The sequence below is a fragment of the Pseudomonas sp. Je.1.5.c genome (genome assembly GCF_051129895.1).
Lineage (GTDB): Bacteria > Pseudomonadota > Gammaproteobacteria > Pseudomonadales > Pseudomonadaceae > Aquipseudomonas > Aquipseudomonas urmiensis.
Map to the genome: position 1 here is coordinate 123,665 of NZ_JBCPSP010000004.1, position 16,355 is coordinate 140,019.

Consider the following 16,355-nt stretch of genomic DNA (forward strand, 5'->3'; position numbering starts at 1 on the left):
AGGCCACCCCGAACGGGCGGTGACCTCAAAGGCAAGGTGGGCTGTCACATCCAGCCGTACTCGGCCAACGAAAGCGGGATGCCTTCGCCGACGATGATGTGGTCCAGGACGCGTACCTCGACCAGGGCCAAAGCCTCGGTCAGGCGGCTGGTGAGCACCCGATCGGCGCCGCTCGGTTCCGAGCAGCCGGAGGGGTGGTTGTGGCTGAAGATCACTGCGGCGGCATTGTGTTCGAGTGCCTTGATGACCACTTGGCGTGGATACACGGAGGCACCGTCAATGCTGCCGGTGAACAGGATGTCGAAGCTCAGCACACGGTGGCGCGAGTCGAGGCAGAGCAGGGCGAACACCTCGTGGTGGTAGGGGGCAAGTTGCAGTTTCAAGTAGGCTGCAGCATCGGCGGGGGTTATCAGCACCTCGCCGCGCTGGAAGTGACGCTGGTCCAGCAACTGCAGGGCCTCGGTGATCAGCGCATCCTCACGGGCGCGTTGGGCCAGTACCGAATCGAGCGGGTCAACCAGGTTCAAGGCGGTGTTCATGGGCAATTCCTCGTGAGAGATGGAGCGCCCCCCTGAGGGCGTGCCCCAGGCTGGTTTAGGTGTGTGATCAAAGGCGCGTAAAGCGATGTCGAGTGCCGTGCAGCGGGCTTTGGCAGCCCTCGCACGGTTGCGTGGAGAAGGCCTCGATACCGGCGCCGGTCTGCGGATCGAAATCGGCGCTCAGGGGTAGCAGGGCTTGCAGTTGGGTGCGCATGTGGGTGATGCGTTGCTCGACTTCAGCCTCGCTGTAGTACAGCGACAGCCCGCTGAAGTCGTCGTAGGCGACCGCCTGCAGGCAGTCCTCGCAGAGCCAGAAGCTTTCCATGGCGACCTCCGACATAAAGGAACAACAGGCGCTCATAAGAGCGCCTGCTGCGGGCGGCCAAGCTGCCTTAGGCAGATTGGCGAGCGGCTGTGGATTTACATGCAACGGGTGGGGTTGGCTGGCCTTGGTCAGCCTCACCGTCCGCTTGTTCCGACTCTGCTTCTTCAGCTGCCTCAGAGGCGGCGGCAGCGTCGGTCCGAGCCGGCGCACGGTAGCTGAACTGGCCGTCGACCTTGATCCACTCGATGAAGATCAGTCGGCCTTTGAGGCTGGCGCCGGGTTGCCCCTTGCGTTCGCCTTTCTCGAACATGAACGGATCGACCCAGATGTCGCCGATGCGAAACGCGATGAGGACCTTGCGTTCAGCGCGGACGTCTTCCAGGTGTTCACGGATCAGCCGGTCGGCTTCTCCGCTGGCGACCTTGCAGTCGAAGCGGGTGTACTCGACGTCGTCCGAGGCACCGTGCAGGGCAGCGATGTCACAGGCCATGAACGCTTGGCCGCGGCGAACCGGGACTTCGCGAACACGGTTGAGGTAACCGATGCCTTGGGTGTGCAGGTTGAAGTAGGTGGTGGGGGCGTTATTGCTTGCAGTAGTCATGATGGAGCTCCTGTTCAGCAGAACGCGGACATCCACCGGCCCTGGCGGCTGGTGAGTTCCGCAAGGGGAGGTGCAAACACATGATCGGTCGAGCAGGCGCTCATCACCGATGGGGCGGTGACCGTGCGAGCTGCCGAGCGCGAGTCGCACTTTGGGGGAGAACCACCCGAAGTGGGCGTAGCCTTGAAGGTCCTGGCTACCTGGGGTGCTGTCAACGACAGCGGTGTGCAGCCCATCTATAAAACGCCGCAAAAGGCCCGTCAACCGTGATCTTCAGGCGGTCTGAACGCGCGGAATTGGGTGGCTTTCGGTGGAATCTCGGCGGCGAAAAAATAGCCCGACGGTCATCAGGCTAGGAGGAGTTGGACCACCCTTGACCCGGCGATGTGACACCGGAGTCCGTCGCAGAGCTCCACTGCCGATCCACCTGGATCAACCGACCCTTGTCGTGGCCTGGGTCGGAATCAACTGGCACGCATCCGCGCACAAAAGGTGCCCAGTGTTTCGCCGGCGGGCACCGGAGCTGAGCATCGTCGCCGAAGCGGATGACCCCTATGGCCTGGTACAAGCCGCACGGGTCATCCACCTGGAAGACTTGGAACGCTGAGAAGTCATCCGCGGATGCGCTGAAGTGTGGCTCCGAACTCTAGGAGTCTGACCGAGCCACCCGGAGCGAATCGGTCTTGGTCGCCAAGCGGCGAGGGGCCAGATCACTACACCAGCGCTGCGGTGTGCCGTCAAGTCATGCGTTTTTCGCCCGCTTGGTTTTTGCCACCGGTTTGGTGCCCTTGCACTCGGGGTAGCGGATGCACGACCAGAAGGTGCCGGTGCGACCTTTGCGCTGGCGCATGGCGCTGCGGCAAACCGGGCATAACGGCCCTTTGCTGGGGGGCGGCCGCAGGGTGAGCGTGGCCCTACTGCGCACCAGTCGAGTCAGCCATTCTGCCTGTTTGGCGAGAAAGGTCTCGACGCTCAGCTGGCCCGATTCGATGCGGTCTAGCGCCTGCTCCCACAGCGCGGTCATGACCGGGTCGGCTACTTCTGGCGGCACCGCTTCGATTAAGGTATGCGCTGCGGCTGAGGCGGCCAGGCTGCGTTTCGTCTTGGTCAGGTAACCGTGGTCGATCAGGCCCTGGATGATGGCTGCGCGGGTGGCCTCGGTACCGAGTCCGCAGCTGTCCTTGAGCTTCTGCTTCAGGCGCGGATCGGCCACCTGGTTGGCGATGGTCTTCATCGCTTTGACCAGCGTGCCTTCGGTATACGCCTTGGGCGGTTGTGTGCGCTGTGCGTTGAGCGTGGCGTCGATCAGCGCCACCGTCGCGGAGTCACGCAACGTCGGCAATCGCTGCGCCTGTTCGGCCGGCTCGTTACCATCGGCCTCGTTGATCACTGCCTTCCAGCCGCGGACCAGGATCTGTTTACCGCGCGCCGCCAGTTGGTCTGCCTGATTGTGCAGCAGTGCCTGGGTTTTCAGGTACTCATGCTCGGGCATGAACTGCGCGAGATAGCGAGCGCGAATCAGCGTGTAAACCGCCCGCTCGCGCTCGGACAGCTGCGCCAAATCCAGGGTTACAGCAGTAGGAATGATGCCGTGGTGCGCAGTGATCTTGCTGCTGTTCCAGGCGCGTGAGCGGCGGCTGGGGTCAACTTCCTTGAGAACCGCCCCCAACGTAGGCGCGGCGCCGACCAGGGCCTGGAGCACGCCTGGAACCTCATCGAGCATGCTCTCCGGCAAATAGCCGCAGTCGCTACGCGGGTAGGTCGTTGCCTTGTGGGTTTCATACAGGGCCTGGGCGATGGCTAGGGTCTCCTGTGCACCGAGCCCGAGCTTGGCCGAGCAAATCTCCTGCAGTGTACCCAGGTCGAATGGCAGCGGTGGACCTTCACGCACGCGCTCGACCTCGACGCTGTCGATCTGCGCGTTGCGGGCTTGGGTGAGGCGCCTGAGCGCCTTCTGCGCGGCGGTTTCGTCGATACAGCGTCCAACCGTATCGCTGACCTCGGCCGGGGGCTGCCAGCGCGCGTGAAAAAGGATCCCGTCCTGTTCCAGGTGCGCATCGACGGTCCAGAATGGCTGCGTCACAAAGCTCGCGATCGCTCGGTCGCGCTCGACCACCAAGCGCAGGGTGGGCGTCTGCACGCGCCCCACTGGTAGCAGGCCATCGAAACCGGCGCGGCGACCGAGTAGGGTGAACAGCCGGCTCAGGTTGATGCCGACCAGCCAATCGGCACGGGAGCGGGCGAGGGCACAGTGGTACAGCGGCAGGGTCTGCTGTCCCGGACGCAAGGCGCCCAAGGCTCGACGGATCGACGCTTCATCCAGCGCGGAAAGCCACAGGCGCAAAATCGGCCCCTGGTACTGACAGCGCTCGAGAACCTCCCGGGCAATCATCTCGCCCTCGCGGTCGGCGTCGGTGGCGATCACCACTTCGCTGCATGTATGTAACAGCTGGCTAATCACCTTGAGCTGGCCAGCGACCTTGGGCTTGGCCACCAATTGCCAGCGGCTGGGAATGATCGGCAGATCGTCCAGCGACCAGCGTTTGTAATCGCCATAGGTTTCAGGCGGTGCGGTTTCCAGCAGATGGCCGACGCACCAGGTGACGGTAAGGTTCTGGCCCTTCAAGCAGCCATCACCGCTGCGGCTGGCCTGCAGCACCCGGGCGATGTCGCGGGCTTGGGATGGCTTCTCGCAGATGAACAGGCGCATACACGGGTCCTCTCGGTGGGTACCGACAGGGTGGGGAAATGGTCGCGAAGCGCCAGGATAAAGCTGAAGGTGCCGCGTTCATATCGACTGGCGGGTATTACTTGCGTTGCGCGAGGTGTTTCGCCAGCGCTTTCAGGAACTCCAGGGCGAACTGCTTATCGGCCTCATTGAGCTCCTTGATAATGGAGTTTATCTGCACGCCCAAGTCCTGCGGCCGAGGGCTGATCGCCAGGAGTAGCTCGTCTGCAGGACAGCCGTACAAGTCGGCCAATTGCAGCAGCTTGGACACCGAGAGCTCAGCGAAGCCTCGCTCCAAGCGCGATACCGCTTCGCCGGAGATCTGCAGGTGCTCGCCGACCTGCGCCTGGGTCAAATGCCGGGCACGACGATACTTCGCCAGCTGGCGACCAATGTGATGTGGGCTAGGCTCTTTGATGGGCAATGGGGGCGCTCTCCGATTCGACCTATATGGTCGAACAGCACCTCAAGGATATGAACGACCCAAAAGGCTGACTAACAGCCCTATGAGGCGTAACACCGAAAATAGGCGCATAACTTACCCGTCACGACGGAGGCTGCAACTTGCACGGAACCCACCAGATTGAGGCGGATGCGTTAGCGATCAAGGCTTATGAGCTGTTCATGGCCACCCATCTGGAACCGGGCAAGGATCAGGCACGCGCCCAGCTGATTGCCTGGGTTCAGGAGAGTCCGCTGCACTGGCGGGCATTCCTTGCCCTTGACCAGTGCCTGGCGGAAGTGAAGCAAATGTTGGAACATGAGCGGCGCAGGAGTGCCCGGCGAGGATGAACCAACGGCAGCACCCAGTGTTGCCCGCTGAGCTGCCTGCATGGTTCCAGTGATATCGCGCTGCAGGCGGCGATTCCATTGAGTACCACGCAATTATCCGGACTTGCGTGGTGCTTTCTTGCCACCTCCCTTGCGCGAAGTGCTGGCGTTATCGCTGGCTTTCTCGCGCATGGTTACCGAGGCCAGGCGGTGCGGCAGAATACCGATGCGCCGCGCCTCCACCTTGAACGTCACGCGCGCGTTGTCCTCGCTGTCTTCCCACTCCTCCTTGACCGTGCGCCCCTCGACCAGGACGCGCATACCCTTCTGGTACAGCGTGGCCCAGTGTTCGGCGTCGCGGTTCCACAGCTCTACGGGTGCCCAATAGCCGCCGCGATCCTCGTAGCCGCCTTCACGCGGTACCGGGTTGTCGAAATAGACATTCAGCCGCAGCAATCGCCGCGGCTCATCGGGGTTGGTGTTGAACTCCTGATACTCCGGAACGCTGCCGATATTGCCTTCACCAACAAACAAAGTACTCATGCGGGTTACTCCTCGGTGGGGAAACGGGTAAGGGTGAGCTCGGCAGCCTCGAGCTTGCTTGCACCAGTGATGGCCTGGCGATACAGCGACTGCAGGCTGCTCATCTGCAGGTTCAGCACCACACGGTTGGTCTCCAGCTGGTACAACGCCTGCCGCAGTTCCGGGTGTAGGCGAGGCTGTACCACCGTCTCCTGCCACACCTGCACGCCCATGCGCAGAAAATCCGGGCTGCGCCAGCGTAGGAAATCGGTGCCCGTCGCGCTGTGCTGGACGACCAGGCGCAGCTCCAGCAACGAGAAGGGTGGCTGGGCCATGATCGCCAGCATCACCGCCATCAACTCGGCGACCTGGGTGCGTAGGCGCAGGATCGTATTGGCGAACTGCTGCAGTTCCCCCTTACCCTTAAAAGGCTTTAAAAGGCCTTTTAGGGAGGCACCCTGTGCGAACTCGCGATAGGCATCTGCTGACAAACGCCGGGCAATGGCTTCGGCCAGGGTCATGCCTCACCCCCGTCGTTCGGGGTTTCGGCTGTGGGCTGCTCCTCGGCTTCCGGCGGATTCGGGCTTTCGAGCTCGGAACGCGCGTGGCTACGGGCGATCGGTGGGGCGAACTGGGAGCGACGCGTTCCTTCGAGAATGTCCTGCGGCAGGATGCCGAACTTGTCGATGGCCTCACGGGCACGGGCATTGTTGGCGGCCATGTCGTCCCGACTCACCCCGGCCAGGCGGTAGCGCTGCGCCAGACCAAACAGGCTGCGCAGCAGATGCGCACCGCCATCGATCCAGGACTCCATGTCGCCCCGGCCGATCAGCGCCGTGTGGTGGGCAAGCAGCACTCGCCGGACCAAGGTGTCGTAGTCGGTAAGCAGGTAGATCGCGAGAAAGCCCAGCTGGCTGCCAATGAACAGCGGCAGGGTGACGGGATGGATGTTGAGGTTGTCGCCGACATCGACTTGCGTGGGCAGAGCCCGTTCCACTCGGCTCATTTGCTGCGTCAGCGTGGCCATGTCGAGCCTGGCCTGCAGCAGCTTTTCCTCCAGTTGCAGCATGAACCAGTCCGCGTAAGGATCACCCTGGCTGCTGGCGTGCTTGAGCAGGTTGGTGACGCTGATGTAACCGGGCATGCCCAGGATCGGATGTACCCCATCGCGACCGCTGCGCCCCTGCCACAGCCGCGCCGCATGGTGGGTGTGCAGGGTCAGGGTGATGCTGCTGCGCAGGGAGCCCAGGTTGAGTTGGTAGTGATCGACCATCGCCAGTACCTCGCCGTCGGAATGACGCCGACGATGGGCCGATCTTTGGCTGGCGATGCGGATCAACCTGAAGGTGGATTGCTCGCATTTTCCCGAGAGTGGATGTCCCTGGAAACGATGGCATAGGCATTAAATCCACCGAGTTCCAGCCCTATGTCGCTGCAGTGATGCCCCGGCAACGTTGTTTCAGTTCCTCCAGGCAGGAGAGGGCAAGTGGCGAGGCGGTGCGCTGACCGCTGCGCTTCGGTCGTTCGCGGGGTGATTCCTCCGGCACAGGCTTCGCTGGGCGTGAAGGAGGGTTTGAGGATTTCTCTTGCTCGGCACGGGCGGCCCACAGGGTGAATTCGCCTTGGCAGGCGCGCTTGATCAAGCCCATCAGATAGGCGACGGGTTTTCGGATCTCACCGCGGGCGCAGCGCACCGCTGCTTCATTGATCACCGCTTGTTGCTGCTCCGGTTCGAGCTGACGCATTGCCTGGGAGGCCATGCGCCGCTCGTTCGGGTTCAGCGGTAAATCTTCGGGCCACCGTGCTCGACCGAACTCCACCTGCCCCAGTACCGTACTTTTTTTGCTTTGGTTTTTCTGTACTGTACAGCCAGCGTCGGTATTCCGAACCACAGGCAAATCCGATGCATTGCCGCAGGGTTCGGGATTGGTTGCGCCAGCCGAATAATTCCGAACGGGGCTATGTGCACTAGGTTCGGAACTCTGTGAATCTGCTGCTTCGCTGATCAACGGCAGCGTTTGCTGTTGGGCTGGCGGCAGTGATCCGAGCCTGTCCTTGTCAAGCTGGGCCACCTGCGGGTCCGCCTGGATTTCCGCGATCACATGCTGCGTCACGTCTCGGACACCTTTGGTGGCATGTGAGAGGTTCTGGCGCAGCAGCGCCGCATAGTCGCTGTCCAGCTCCAGTTGCTCGGCTGCGGTCAACGGATCGCCGTGCAGCACGTAGACGCACCCACGCAGGCAACCGTTGGCATCACGTGAGCGTTCCACCAGGCTGAGCCAGCGAGTGGTGCGCAAGACATTGAGTGCTCGGGCGATGGTTTCGCGGGAAGCCTGAGCGCCGCAGGGACTGGTCGCCAGGTAGGGCTGCAGGTCTTGGTACCGTGGCGTCTTGACCTTACGCTCGGTGATCAGCCAGTGTAATACCTGCCAGGTATTGCGCTCCAGTGGCGTCAGTCGGTGGTCAAGCAGCAAGGTCTGCGGCAGCGGGTTGTTGTCGCCGTAATAGATCGTCCGCACCGCAGGTTCCTCGGCAGAGACAGCCAATTTCCCCCGCGCCGCGTACCATTCATTTCGGAGCCGAAGGGCGCCGTAGCATTGACGCACCACGTCTTGCCAGTCTACCTCGTAGAAGCTCAGCATGGTGTGCCTCCGTACAGTTCGACCTGTTGCCAGACTAGGGTCAGGCTGATGTGTTGCTCCTCGGCCAGCATCATCATGGTGTCCAGCGGATCGTTGTCCGGATCCTCTGTGCGCAACTGGCTCCAGCGATTCCACACCGCATGCTCCTGCGCTTCACTGAGCTGGACCGGCCGACCGCGGTGCGTCTCGATCTTCAGCACACGGCGGCGCAACGCGGTTTCCGAATGGTCCAGGCCGAAGCAGCGGTACATGATGTTGGAGCTCGCACCGAGCTTGAGCGCACGATTTATCAAGCGATCGCTCTGTTCGTCGCGCTCGGCCTGGAGGATCAGGCGGCGCAACACGGTGATGTCGACCTTCACTTCGACCCAGGCGATCGACGAGTGCGCCAGGTGAGACAAGGTGGCCGGCGGCAGTGACTGCAGCACCTCGATGTCCTCATCGGCCAGACCCAGGGCCTTGCAGCGCTGTAAGCGGCCATGACGCAGCTCATGCAGCACCTGGTTCAACATGGCATGGTTCAACAGATTGAAAGTCGTGCTCATCAGGTGGCTCCTCACGTTATCGAGTGGACGACAGCGTCAGTTCGATCAACTGCCGGGCGTGGCGAATCAGCGTGAACAGCTGCTCCAGCTGAGCATCAGGCAGTCGTTCAAGGCCCACCGTCAGGGCTGGGCGGTCGGTGAAAGGCAGGTCGTAGACGCCGGTCAGCAACTGACCAAACAGCGCTGCCGGCAACTGCTGGCGTTCCTTCCAGGTGACGTCGTCCTGCAGGCGTAGCAAGGCCGAGAGCAGCAGCTGGATACCGGTTTGCCGGGGGTTGAAACGCTCGCCATGCTCCGGTGAAAGGGTGAAGCCCAAGTCGTCCGCGAGCGGACTGACCATGTCGCCAGCGTCAGCGTAGACGGCAAGTTCGGCGGCCAGGGCGGCGCAGCTCGCGCGTAGGGTGCTGCTTGTGTACAGTGACGCTGGGGCTGGTGGTGCCGCGCCGACCAGAATCCGAGCATCCTTGAATTCTTCCAGAGGCTTGTTTGGCAACGGCTCGTCACCCAGCGCCTGGCGTATTCCGGGTAAGCGTGGAGCTTGCTGCGGCAGTTGAGTTTCACCAGCTTGCTCTGGCTCAGGCTTTGACCCCGCAGTCGACGTCTCCGGTGGATGTTCCGGTATCGACGGCGGTACTGGAGGCTCGCCAGCTGGATTGTTTGGAGGGACATGGGTGCTGTCCGCTGGAGGCCGTGAAGGACGATGCCCCTGGTGCAGCTCTAGAGCCAGTAGCCGAGGTGTCTGCTCCAGGCTCACTGCCATCCTGGCAATCAATTCGTCCTGCAGCTCACCCTGATCCAGCTCGGGCTTTTCACCGTCGAACGCTGACAGCACTTCAAACCACAGCAGCGGGAACTGGTCGGGGCTGCCGAGGTACTGGTTCCAGATCGCCTCCGCCCGTCGTCGCAAGCTGATGAGGCGTCCGATGGCGGGTTTGCCCAACCCCGCGTACAGCACCTGCGGGATAACGGGTAGCAGGTGCTCGAGCGCGTCGAACATGCGGCTGATGTGTGACTGCGAGATGGGATAGCCACCTTCACTCAAGCGCGTTGCGAGCTCGCGCTGGGTGAGGTGGGTATCGGCGTGCTGAAACATATCCTGCAGCTTCGCGACCGCGAGGGCCCGCTCGATAAACGTCAACTGGCCGTGCAGGTCACTCTCGGCCAGGTGCCCAAGTAAGGCATGCGCTTCCGATTGCCAAGGGCGGAACAGGCAATGGATACGGAAGAACCGCTCTTCGCGCGTTTCCTGCCACAGCTCGTTAAGAATGCTCAGACGGGTGTTACCGCCGTTGCGAATGATGAAGTGCGCTTCATTGGGACGGCGGGTAATGGAGGGTGGTTGATCGAGGCCGCGCTCGCGGATCGAGGCCTTGATGTCGTCATACAACGGGTTGCGAACCACACGCGGGTTTAGCTCGTATGGCCGCAGTTGCTCAAGGCTGACCACCATCGGTGTGTCGCCGGCGGGGGCCGCTGCGAGGTCACGGCTATAGGTTTGCGGAAAGTGCGCTTGCTGCAGTTGACGCGAAATGTGTTCGGAGGTCGGCGGCTTCATCACTCATCCTCCGATCCGCCGCGACGGATCCTGCGCTCGGCAGTGGCCGGGTGGCAAGGCGTAGGCGTGGCGAGACCACCGATCTGCTCAGCCCATTGCGGAAACAGCTCGCTGGCTAAGCCGCGCATCACCTCAGCGGCGCAGGGACTACGACTGCCGTGCGGAGCAGAGGCCTCCACGCGATGCACAGGTAGACCGAGTGAGGCAGCATTGGGATAGGCCACGCGGTCGGGGATCACCATGCTGCAGATACCGACATGAGGATCAGCCCGGAAAGAGGCTTGCAGGCTCTGCATAATCAAGCGCGTATCGCGGCGATTGGCGTTGACTTGGTTGAGCAGCAACTTTACCGACGGCAGGGCAACGCCCAAGTAGCGGTAGGGCTCCATCTCTTCAACCAGGCCCAGCGTGCCCCGGCGCAGCTCGCGCGCGGCAAGCATTTCCGGTGGCACCGGACACAATGCACAGTCAGAGGCGAGAATGACCATCTCCACGACCACGCTGCGCGCGCCTTGGGTATCGATGATCACCACATCATAGTGATCTTCGAAGGCGGGCAGCAGGTTGCGCAGGCGCAGACGGCCATCGGCCGCGTGGAGCAGCAGCGTGCTGATGTGTCCGGCGCGATCATTCGAGACGATTAGGTCGAGGTGCTGGATCACGGTGGTAGAGATCACAAGGTCGGGCGCCGTCATCCGCTGGGCAATGAGTTCATAGCTGCCAGCCTCCCTGGGCTCTTCCAGGGCGAAGTAGCTGGACAGTGTCGGTTGGCTGTCCAAGTCCAGCAGCAGGACGCGGAGGCCGGCATCCGCGAGCACACCGCCCAGGTTGGCGGCGATAGTGGTCTTGCCCGCGCCGCCCTTGGTCGAGATCAGCGAGAGGACGTTCATGGTCAGTCCCTCATGGACAGTCGGTCATGGACCCACTGTTCGATTTCCATTGAGTCCCAGCCGACGGCACGTGTGCCGATGCGCCGGCATTGAGGAAACTGGCCGGCCTTCATCAGGTTGTAGATGTGCGAGCGTTTGAAGCCGGTTTTCTGCTCCACTTCATCGCGACGCATGATGTGGCGGTCGGCTGGCAGAGGGGCAAGGCTGGTGGGTTGCATGATGTCACTCCTTAGCGCCGGGTGGCGTGTGCTGGGATGTCCCCCCGAGTGAAGCCGGCACCGAGATAGAAATCATTGCCAGGCAATGGCGAATATGGCCTGGCAATGCGGTTTTATTGCCGCAAGGCTTGATCGAGATGACGCCGAGCCTCGGCAAATTTCCGATCAAGGGTTCGCTTACTGAGACCTGGCGTTTGAGCGAACTCTAACGTGATCGCATCGACTAAAGCTGCCTGGTTTTTATAAATGGACTGCACTCGGCCATTTTTAGACTTGCCCACGCATACGGCTAGAAGTGAGCCAATTATTCTATAAAGTATCGCGGGGTCAGTGTCGCGTATAGTGTTTGTCTCGCTATGGGATCTTGCGCTATTTTTATTCGGCTTTCTGTGGGGGGAGATCTCTTGTTCAAGTGATGCTAAATGGCGTCGTAGAATCTCAAGTTCGTTTAATGCGAAGTCAAGGTGGGCTTTTTGCGTTAGGAATGTTGCTAGTGAAATACATGTTGCATGCTTATCGGAACTAGTGGAGAGGAATGCTGGCTTATCGTCCGGATAGAATTTTTCAATCCAGATTCGGAAGTCGGAATGCCGGATAGTTATGTAGGGCTTTGTACTTTCATCAAAACGCTCTAAAGGCTGTCCAAGATAACTGGCTGGTAGTTCTTGGCGTGCTACGGCGTCATATATTCGTTCGGTATATATTTGTAGATCTGGCCATTGAGGAAAATGCTTTTTTAGTTCGTGAGGAGTGTGGGGCGACAACTCGGTTATTTGCACGTAATACTCCTGCAAGTTGCTCCAAAGAATAGCCGCGTCAAGGGGGTTGTAGTAATTTTTAGAGGCCATCACCTTGAACCTCGCAGCTCTTCCATGAAATAATTGCGCTACCCCATACATGACTCTTCTCGGTGCGAGGAGAAGTGGGTATGTCATAGGTATGGAGTCAAAGACATTAAATTATCTTTAAGGTTCAAGGAGCGGTGTAATGTATTAGACTAAGCTTAGATTTGCTGGGCATGAATTGTTGCATGCGAAATTTTGATCCGGTTTAGGTTGATTCTCACGTTATTGATATGATGTTCGTCTCGTGGTACGGGTGGCGTCTAAATGGCGCAGATAGCCAATCCGAGCATATGTTTTGGTGTTTTTTATAGTCACTGCTGTTTCATATAAGTTAATGTAACCCTGAGTAGGCCCCGGATCCCTACCGCCAGCGCCCCGTCATCCACCTGAAACCCCGGCGAATGGGTCGGCCAAACCGGCTTGTCCGCCAGCGCCTTCGGCGTCACTCCCATGCGCATGAAGATCGCCGGAACCAGCCGCGCATACTCGGCGAAGTCATCCGCACCATAGGTCCCGCTGTCCACCTTCACCGGCACGGTCGACACCTGCTCCAGCACCGGGAGCAAGCGGTCCACCAGCGCCGTGTCGTTATAACCGGCGCGGTAGTTGCTTGGCAGATAGTCCACTTCGGCTCTGGCCCCGGACGCTTCGGCGATCTTTTCCGCGGTCCGGCGCATCCGTTCCAGCACATCCTCGCGCTGCTCGTCGCTGACCGTCCTGATCGAGCCTTCCAGGCGCACTTCGGCAGGAATGATGTTGTGCCGGTCGCCCGCCTCGATCCGCCCCACGGAAATCACCGGCGCCGGCAACACGCTGAGGTTCGACTGGCGGCTGGGAATGGTCTGCCAGGCGAGGATCGTCTGCGCCGCCACCGGCACCGGGTCGATGCCGGTCCAGGGGAAGGCGGCATGGGTCTGGCGGCCCTTGATCCGGGCGACGAAGGTGTCCGCCGCCGCCGTGGTGCGGGTGCGGCTCAAGGTGAAACCACCGGAGCTGCCAGCCGTGACATGAATCCCGAAAATCACCGCCGGCGCCGGGTTTTGCAGCACGCCTTCTTCGATCATCTGCTTCGCCCCACCGGATTCGCCCAGTGGCGGGCCTTCCTCGGCGGGCTGGAAGATCAGCTTCAACGTGCCCGGCAATTCGTCGCGACGCGCGGCCAGCACCTCGGCCACGCCCAGGGCTATGGCCATATGGGCATCATGCCCGCAGGCATGCATCACCCCGACCTCCTTGCCCCGGGTGCGGAAATCACCACCTTCGTCCTTGGTGCGCACGCTGGAGGCATAGGGCAGGCCGGTCTGCTCGGTCAGTGGCAGGGCATCCAGCTCGGCGCGGATCGCCACCACCGGCCCCGGCTTGCCGCCGCGCAGGATACCGACCACGCCGGTATGGGCGATCCCGGTCTGCACCTCCAGCCCCAGCTCGCGCAGGCGATGGGCAATACGCTCGGCGGTCTGCACTTCGCGGTTGCCCAGTTCAGGGTGCTGATGGATCTGGTGGCGGAGCTCGATCACCCCGGGCAAGGCCTTGGCGATCCGCGCATCCAGATCGCCCCAATCCTCGGCGGCAACGGTTCCCGACACCAGTAAAAATGCGATCCCCGCAAGACGAAACGGCAGCATCCCGGCTCCTCAGTAGGTGAAGGCGATCGGCGGATAGTTGCCGTTCACCAGGTAGTCGCCGATGGCCTTGTACTTGTAGGCCACCGCGTCGTGGGTGGTATGGGTACGGGCGTTGCGCCAGTGGCGGTCGAAGTTGTAGCGCGACTGGGTGGTGGCCGCGCCGCCGACTTCGTAGAGCCGTTCGCAGACATGCAGGGCGGCGCGGGTCGAGGCGATCTTGGCTTCGGCCACGGCGATGGAGGAACGGGCGAGCAGGGCGTCGAGTGCTTCACCTTCCAGCAAGCCCTGCAACTGGGTGCGAGCGGCCAGATCGACAGTCAGCGCGGCCTTTTCCACCAGCGCCTCGGCGCCATGGATCGCCGCCGCCAGATCACCCACGGTATGCAGGATGTACGGGTCGTTGCGCGCCTGGTCGACCCCGCTTTCCCGCACCGGCCGCGCCCCGGTACGTGACCATTCCACGGCATCGTCCAGCGCCGCCAGGCCGATGCCGATATCGATGGCGCAGTGGATCAGCTGGGCGCTGGCCCCGATGTAGTTGCGCCGCTGGTACCACTGGGCGAGGGGAATGACCTGCTCGGGCAGTACCGGCACATCCTGGAGCAGGGTGGTGCCGCTGGCCGTGATGCGCTGGCCCATGCCGTCCCAGTCGTCCAGCAGGGTGATGCCGGGGGTGTTGGCCGGGAGCATGACGTACACCGCATTGCCGGCCTCGTCCACCGCCTGGATCTTCAGCAGGTCGGCGAACAGGCAGCCGGTGCTGTAGAACTTGCTGCCGTTGAGCACCAGGCGATCGCCGTCGCGCGCCAGGCGGGTATGGATCTCGCCGCGAAACTTGCCGCTGCGCTCGGCAATCGCGCCCGAGGACAGTTGCCGTTCGGCAAAGGCCCCGAGGTAGTGGCGCTGCTGGTCGTCAGTGGCGATCAGGCGCAGGTGTTCCACCGTGGCGAAATGCGGGAACAGCGCCTGGGCCACGCTCGGGTCGGCCTTGGCCAGGGTGATGAAGATCCGCGCGACGTCGAGCTGGCTGACATCGCCGCCACCCAGTTCGACAGGGACGCGGGCGGCACCCAGGCCGGACTCGCGGATCAGGTCCAGTTGCTCATGGGGCAGGATGCGCCGGGCATCGCGCTCGGCGGCGCCGGGTTGGATATGGGTGGCCAGTTCATTGGCCAGTGCCAGGTAATCGGTCATGGGCATGTCTCGAAAAAGGGATCAGGGTGCATCGCGCAAGGCCTGGCGCGGAACGCCGAGCAAAAGGATCAGGGTGCCGCAGGTGACGAGCCCCGCGACGATGTACAGCGCCAGGCTGATATCGCCCGTGTTGGTCTTGATGCTGCCGATCATGATCGGCGTCAGCAGGCTGCTGATCTGCCCGCAGCAGTTGACCAGCGCCAGGCCGGCGGCCCGGGCGCGGTCGGAGAGGTAATAGGTGGGGATGGTCCAGAACACCGCCGTTGCCACCAGGTAGCCGCTGGTCATCAGGGTCAGCAGGGCGATGGCCGACCAAGGCCCGGCGATCAGCTTGGGCAGCAGGGTCATGGCCAGCGCTGCGGTCAGCCCGCCCAGGGCGAAGTGCCAACGGCGCTCCTGATGCAGGTCGGAATGCCGGCAGGCCCAGAGCATCACGCCGACCCCGACCACATAGGGCAGGGCCGAGAACAGGCCGAGCTGGCCAAGGTTGCTCACCCCCGAATCGCGGATGATCGACGGCGCCCAGATATTGGTGACGTTGCCGGTGCACATGATGGTCAGGCAGTAGGCCAGGGTGATGAACCAGACCTTGCGGTCCTTCAGTGCCTCGACGAAGCGCTGGTGACCGCCCGGCTTGCGCTTGGCCTTCTCGTCCGCCAGGGCCTGCTCGATGGCTAGCTTCTCCGCGTCGCTCAGCCATGTCGCCTTGGCCGGCTTGTCGTCCAGCCAGTACCAGGCGAACAGCCCGGCCAGCACCGGCGGGATGCCGGTGAGCACGAACAGCCATTGCCAGCCGCTGAACCCGCCCACGCCGCCGAAGTGCCCCATGATCCAGGTCGACAACGGCCCGCCGACGATGCCGCACACGGCGATGGCCATGATGAAGCGCGAGGTGATGCGCGCCCGGTAGGCCGCCGGGAACCAGTAGGTCAGGTACAGGATCACCCCCGGGAAGAACCCGGCCTCGGCCGCCCCCAGCAGCACCCGCAGCACATAGAACTGCGCCGGGGTCTGGGCGAAGGCGGTGGCGATGGTGACCAGGCCCCAGAGGATCATGATCCGGGTCATGGTCTTCTTCGCCCCGAACTTCTCCAGCAGCAGGTTGCTGGGGATCTCGAACAGCAGGTAGCCGATGGAGAACACCCCGACGATGATGCCGAAGGTGTCGTCGCTGATATTCAGGTCGGCCTTGAACTGCAGGTGGGCGAAGCTGATGTTGACCCGGTCCAGCCAGTTGAGCACGAAGCACAGGAACAGGAACGGCATGATGCGCCAGGCCAGCTTGCGGTACAGGCGCTGGTCGAATGCGACGGCTGGCACGGCGTCAGGGGTTGCGGACAGGCTGCTCATCGCGG

Annotated in this window: 18 protein-coding genes; 1 reads left to right on the forward strand and 17 read right to left on the reverse strand. The window is 62.2% G+C overall.

Features of this window, described 5'->3' with window-relative positions; translation table 11 throughout:
- Window positions 1-44: 44 nt before the first annotated feature.
- The 5 genes from AAZU54_RS05360 to AAZU54_RS05380 form a co-directional block, all read right to left on the reverse strand.
- Window positions 45-539 (reverse strand): JAB domain-containing protein, encoded by a 495-nt coding sequence (locus AAZU54_RS05360; RefSeq protein WP_434726718.1) that lies wholly within the window; start codon window positions 537-539, stop codon window positions 45-47.
- Window positions 540-606: 67 nt separating this feature from the next.
- Window positions 607-864 (reverse strand): hypothetical protein, encoded by a 258-nt coding sequence (locus AAZU54_RS05365; RefSeq protein WP_053867982.1) that lies wholly within the window; start codon window positions 862-864, stop codon window positions 607-609.
- 67 nt (window positions 865-931) lie between these two features.
- Window positions 932-1,465 (reverse strand): STY4534 family ICE replication protein, encoded by a 534-nt coding sequence (locus tag AAZU54_RS05370; RefSeq protein ID WP_434726719.1) that lies wholly within the window; start codon window positions 1,463-1,465, stop codon window positions 932-934.
- A 742-nt stretch (window positions 1,466-2,207) separates the two neighbouring features.
- Window positions 2,208-4,175, reverse strand: coding sequence for a DNA topoisomerase III (locus tag AAZU54_RS05375; RefSeq protein ID WP_434726720.1), 1,968 nt, complete (start codon window positions 4,173-4,175; stop codon window positions 2,208-2,210).
- 97 nt (window positions 4,176-4,272) lie between these two features.
- Window positions 4,273-4,617 carry a helix-turn-helix domain-containing protein gene (locus AAZU54_RS05380; RefSeq protein WP_434726721.1) on the reverse strand — a complete coding sequence of 115 codons (345 nt, stop codon included), beginning with the start codon at window positions 4,615-4,617 and terminating at the stop codon, window positions 4,273-4,275.
- 140 nt (window positions 4,618-4,757) lie between these two features.
- Here AAZU54_RS05380 and AAZU54_RS05385 point away from each other — a divergent pair, with 140 nt between their 5' ends.
- Complete coding sequence (locus tag AAZU54_RS05385; protein WP_434726722.1) at window positions 4,758-4,985, forward strand: hypothetical protein; 228 nt, start codon at window positions 4,758-4,760, stop codon at window positions 4,983-4,985.
- 93 nt (window positions 4,986-5,078) lie between these two features.
- On the opposite strand, the gene AAZU54_RS05390 is transcribed toward AAZU54_RS05385, so the two are convergent.
- The 12 genes from AAZU54_RS05390 to AAZU54_RS05445 form a co-directional block, all read right to left on the reverse strand.
- Window positions 5,079-5,507 carry a single-stranded DNA-binding protein gene (locus AAZU54_RS05390; protein WP_064492701.1) on the reverse strand — a complete coding sequence of 143 codons (429 nt, stop codon included), beginning with the start codon at window positions 5,505-5,507 and terminating at the stop codon, window positions 5,079-5,081.
- A 5-nt stretch (window positions 5,508-5,512) separates the two neighbouring features.
- Window positions 5,513-6,007: a DUF3158 family protein gene (locus tag AAZU54_RS05395; protein ID WP_434726723.1), complete on the reverse strand. Its 495-nt coding sequence runs from the start codon at window positions 6,005-6,007 to the stop codon at window positions 5,513-5,515.
- A complete protein-coding gene (locus AAZU54_RS05400; protein WP_434726724.1) occupies window positions 6,004-6,759 on the reverse strand; it encodes a PFL_4669 family integrating conjugative element protein in 756 nt (251 codons plus the stop codon). Before AAZU54_RS05400 ends, AAZU54_RS05395 begins: the two co-directional genes overlap by 4 nt.
- Window positions 6,760-6,910: 151 nt before the next feature.
- Window positions 6,911-8,128, reverse strand: a complete 1,218-nt coding sequence (locus AAZU54_RS05405; RefSeq protein ID WP_434726725.1) for an STY4528 family pathogenicity island replication protein — start codon at window positions 8,126-8,128, stop codon at window positions 6,911-6,913.
- Window positions 8,122-8,673 carry a DUF2857 domain-containing protein gene (locus tag AAZU54_RS05410; protein ID WP_434726726.1) on the reverse strand — a complete coding sequence of 184 codons (552 nt, stop codon included), beginning with the start codon at window positions 8,671-8,673 and terminating at the stop codon, window positions 8,122-8,124. The genes AAZU54_RS05405 and AAZU54_RS05410 overlap by 7 nt, the downstream gene beginning before the upstream one ends.
- Before the next feature lie 16 nt (window positions 8,674-8,689).
- Complete coding sequence (locus AAZU54_RS05415; protein ID WP_434726727.1) at window positions 8,690-10,228, reverse strand: ParB family protein; 1,539 nt, start codon at window positions 10,226-10,228, stop codon at window positions 8,690-8,692.
- Complete coding sequence (locus AAZU54_RS05420) at window positions 10,228-11,118, reverse strand: ParA family protein (protein ID WP_434726728.1); 891 nt, start codon at window positions 11,116-11,118, stop codon at window positions 10,228-10,230. Before AAZU54_RS05420 ends, AAZU54_RS05415 begins: the two co-directional genes overlap by 1 nt.
- Window positions 11,119-11,120: 2 nt before the next feature.
- On the reverse strand, window positions 11,121-11,336 hold the full coding sequence (locus tag AAZU54_RS05425; protein WP_434726729.1) for an AlpA family transcriptional regulator: 216 nt from the start codon (window positions 11,334-11,336) through the stop codon (window positions 11,121-11,123).
- A 113-nt stretch (window positions 11,337-11,449) separates the two neighbouring features.
- On the reverse strand, window positions 11,450-12,235 hold the full coding sequence (locus AAZU54_RS05430) for a hypothetical protein (protein ID WP_434726730.1): 786 nt from the start codon (window positions 12,233-12,235) through the stop codon (window positions 11,450-11,452).
- Between the two features lie 257 nt (window positions 12,236-12,492).
- A complete protein-coding gene (locus tag AAZU54_RS05435) occupies window positions 12,493-13,806 on the reverse strand; it encodes an amidohydrolase (protein ID WP_434726731.1) in 1,314 nt (437 codons plus the stop codon).
- A gap of 9 nt (window positions 13,807-13,815) precedes the next feature.
- A complete protein-coding gene (locus AAZU54_RS05440) occupies window positions 13,816-15,000 on the reverse strand; it encodes an acyl-CoA dehydrogenase family protein (protein WP_434726732.1) in 1,185 nt (394 codons plus the stop codon).
- Between the two features lie 21 nt (window positions 15,001-15,021).
- Window positions 15,022-16,350, reverse strand: coding sequence for an MFS transporter (locus AAZU54_RS05445; RefSeq protein WP_434726733.1), 1,329 nt, complete (start codon window positions 16,348-16,350; stop codon window positions 15,022-15,024).
- Window positions 16,351-16,355 lie beyond the last annotated feature (5 nt).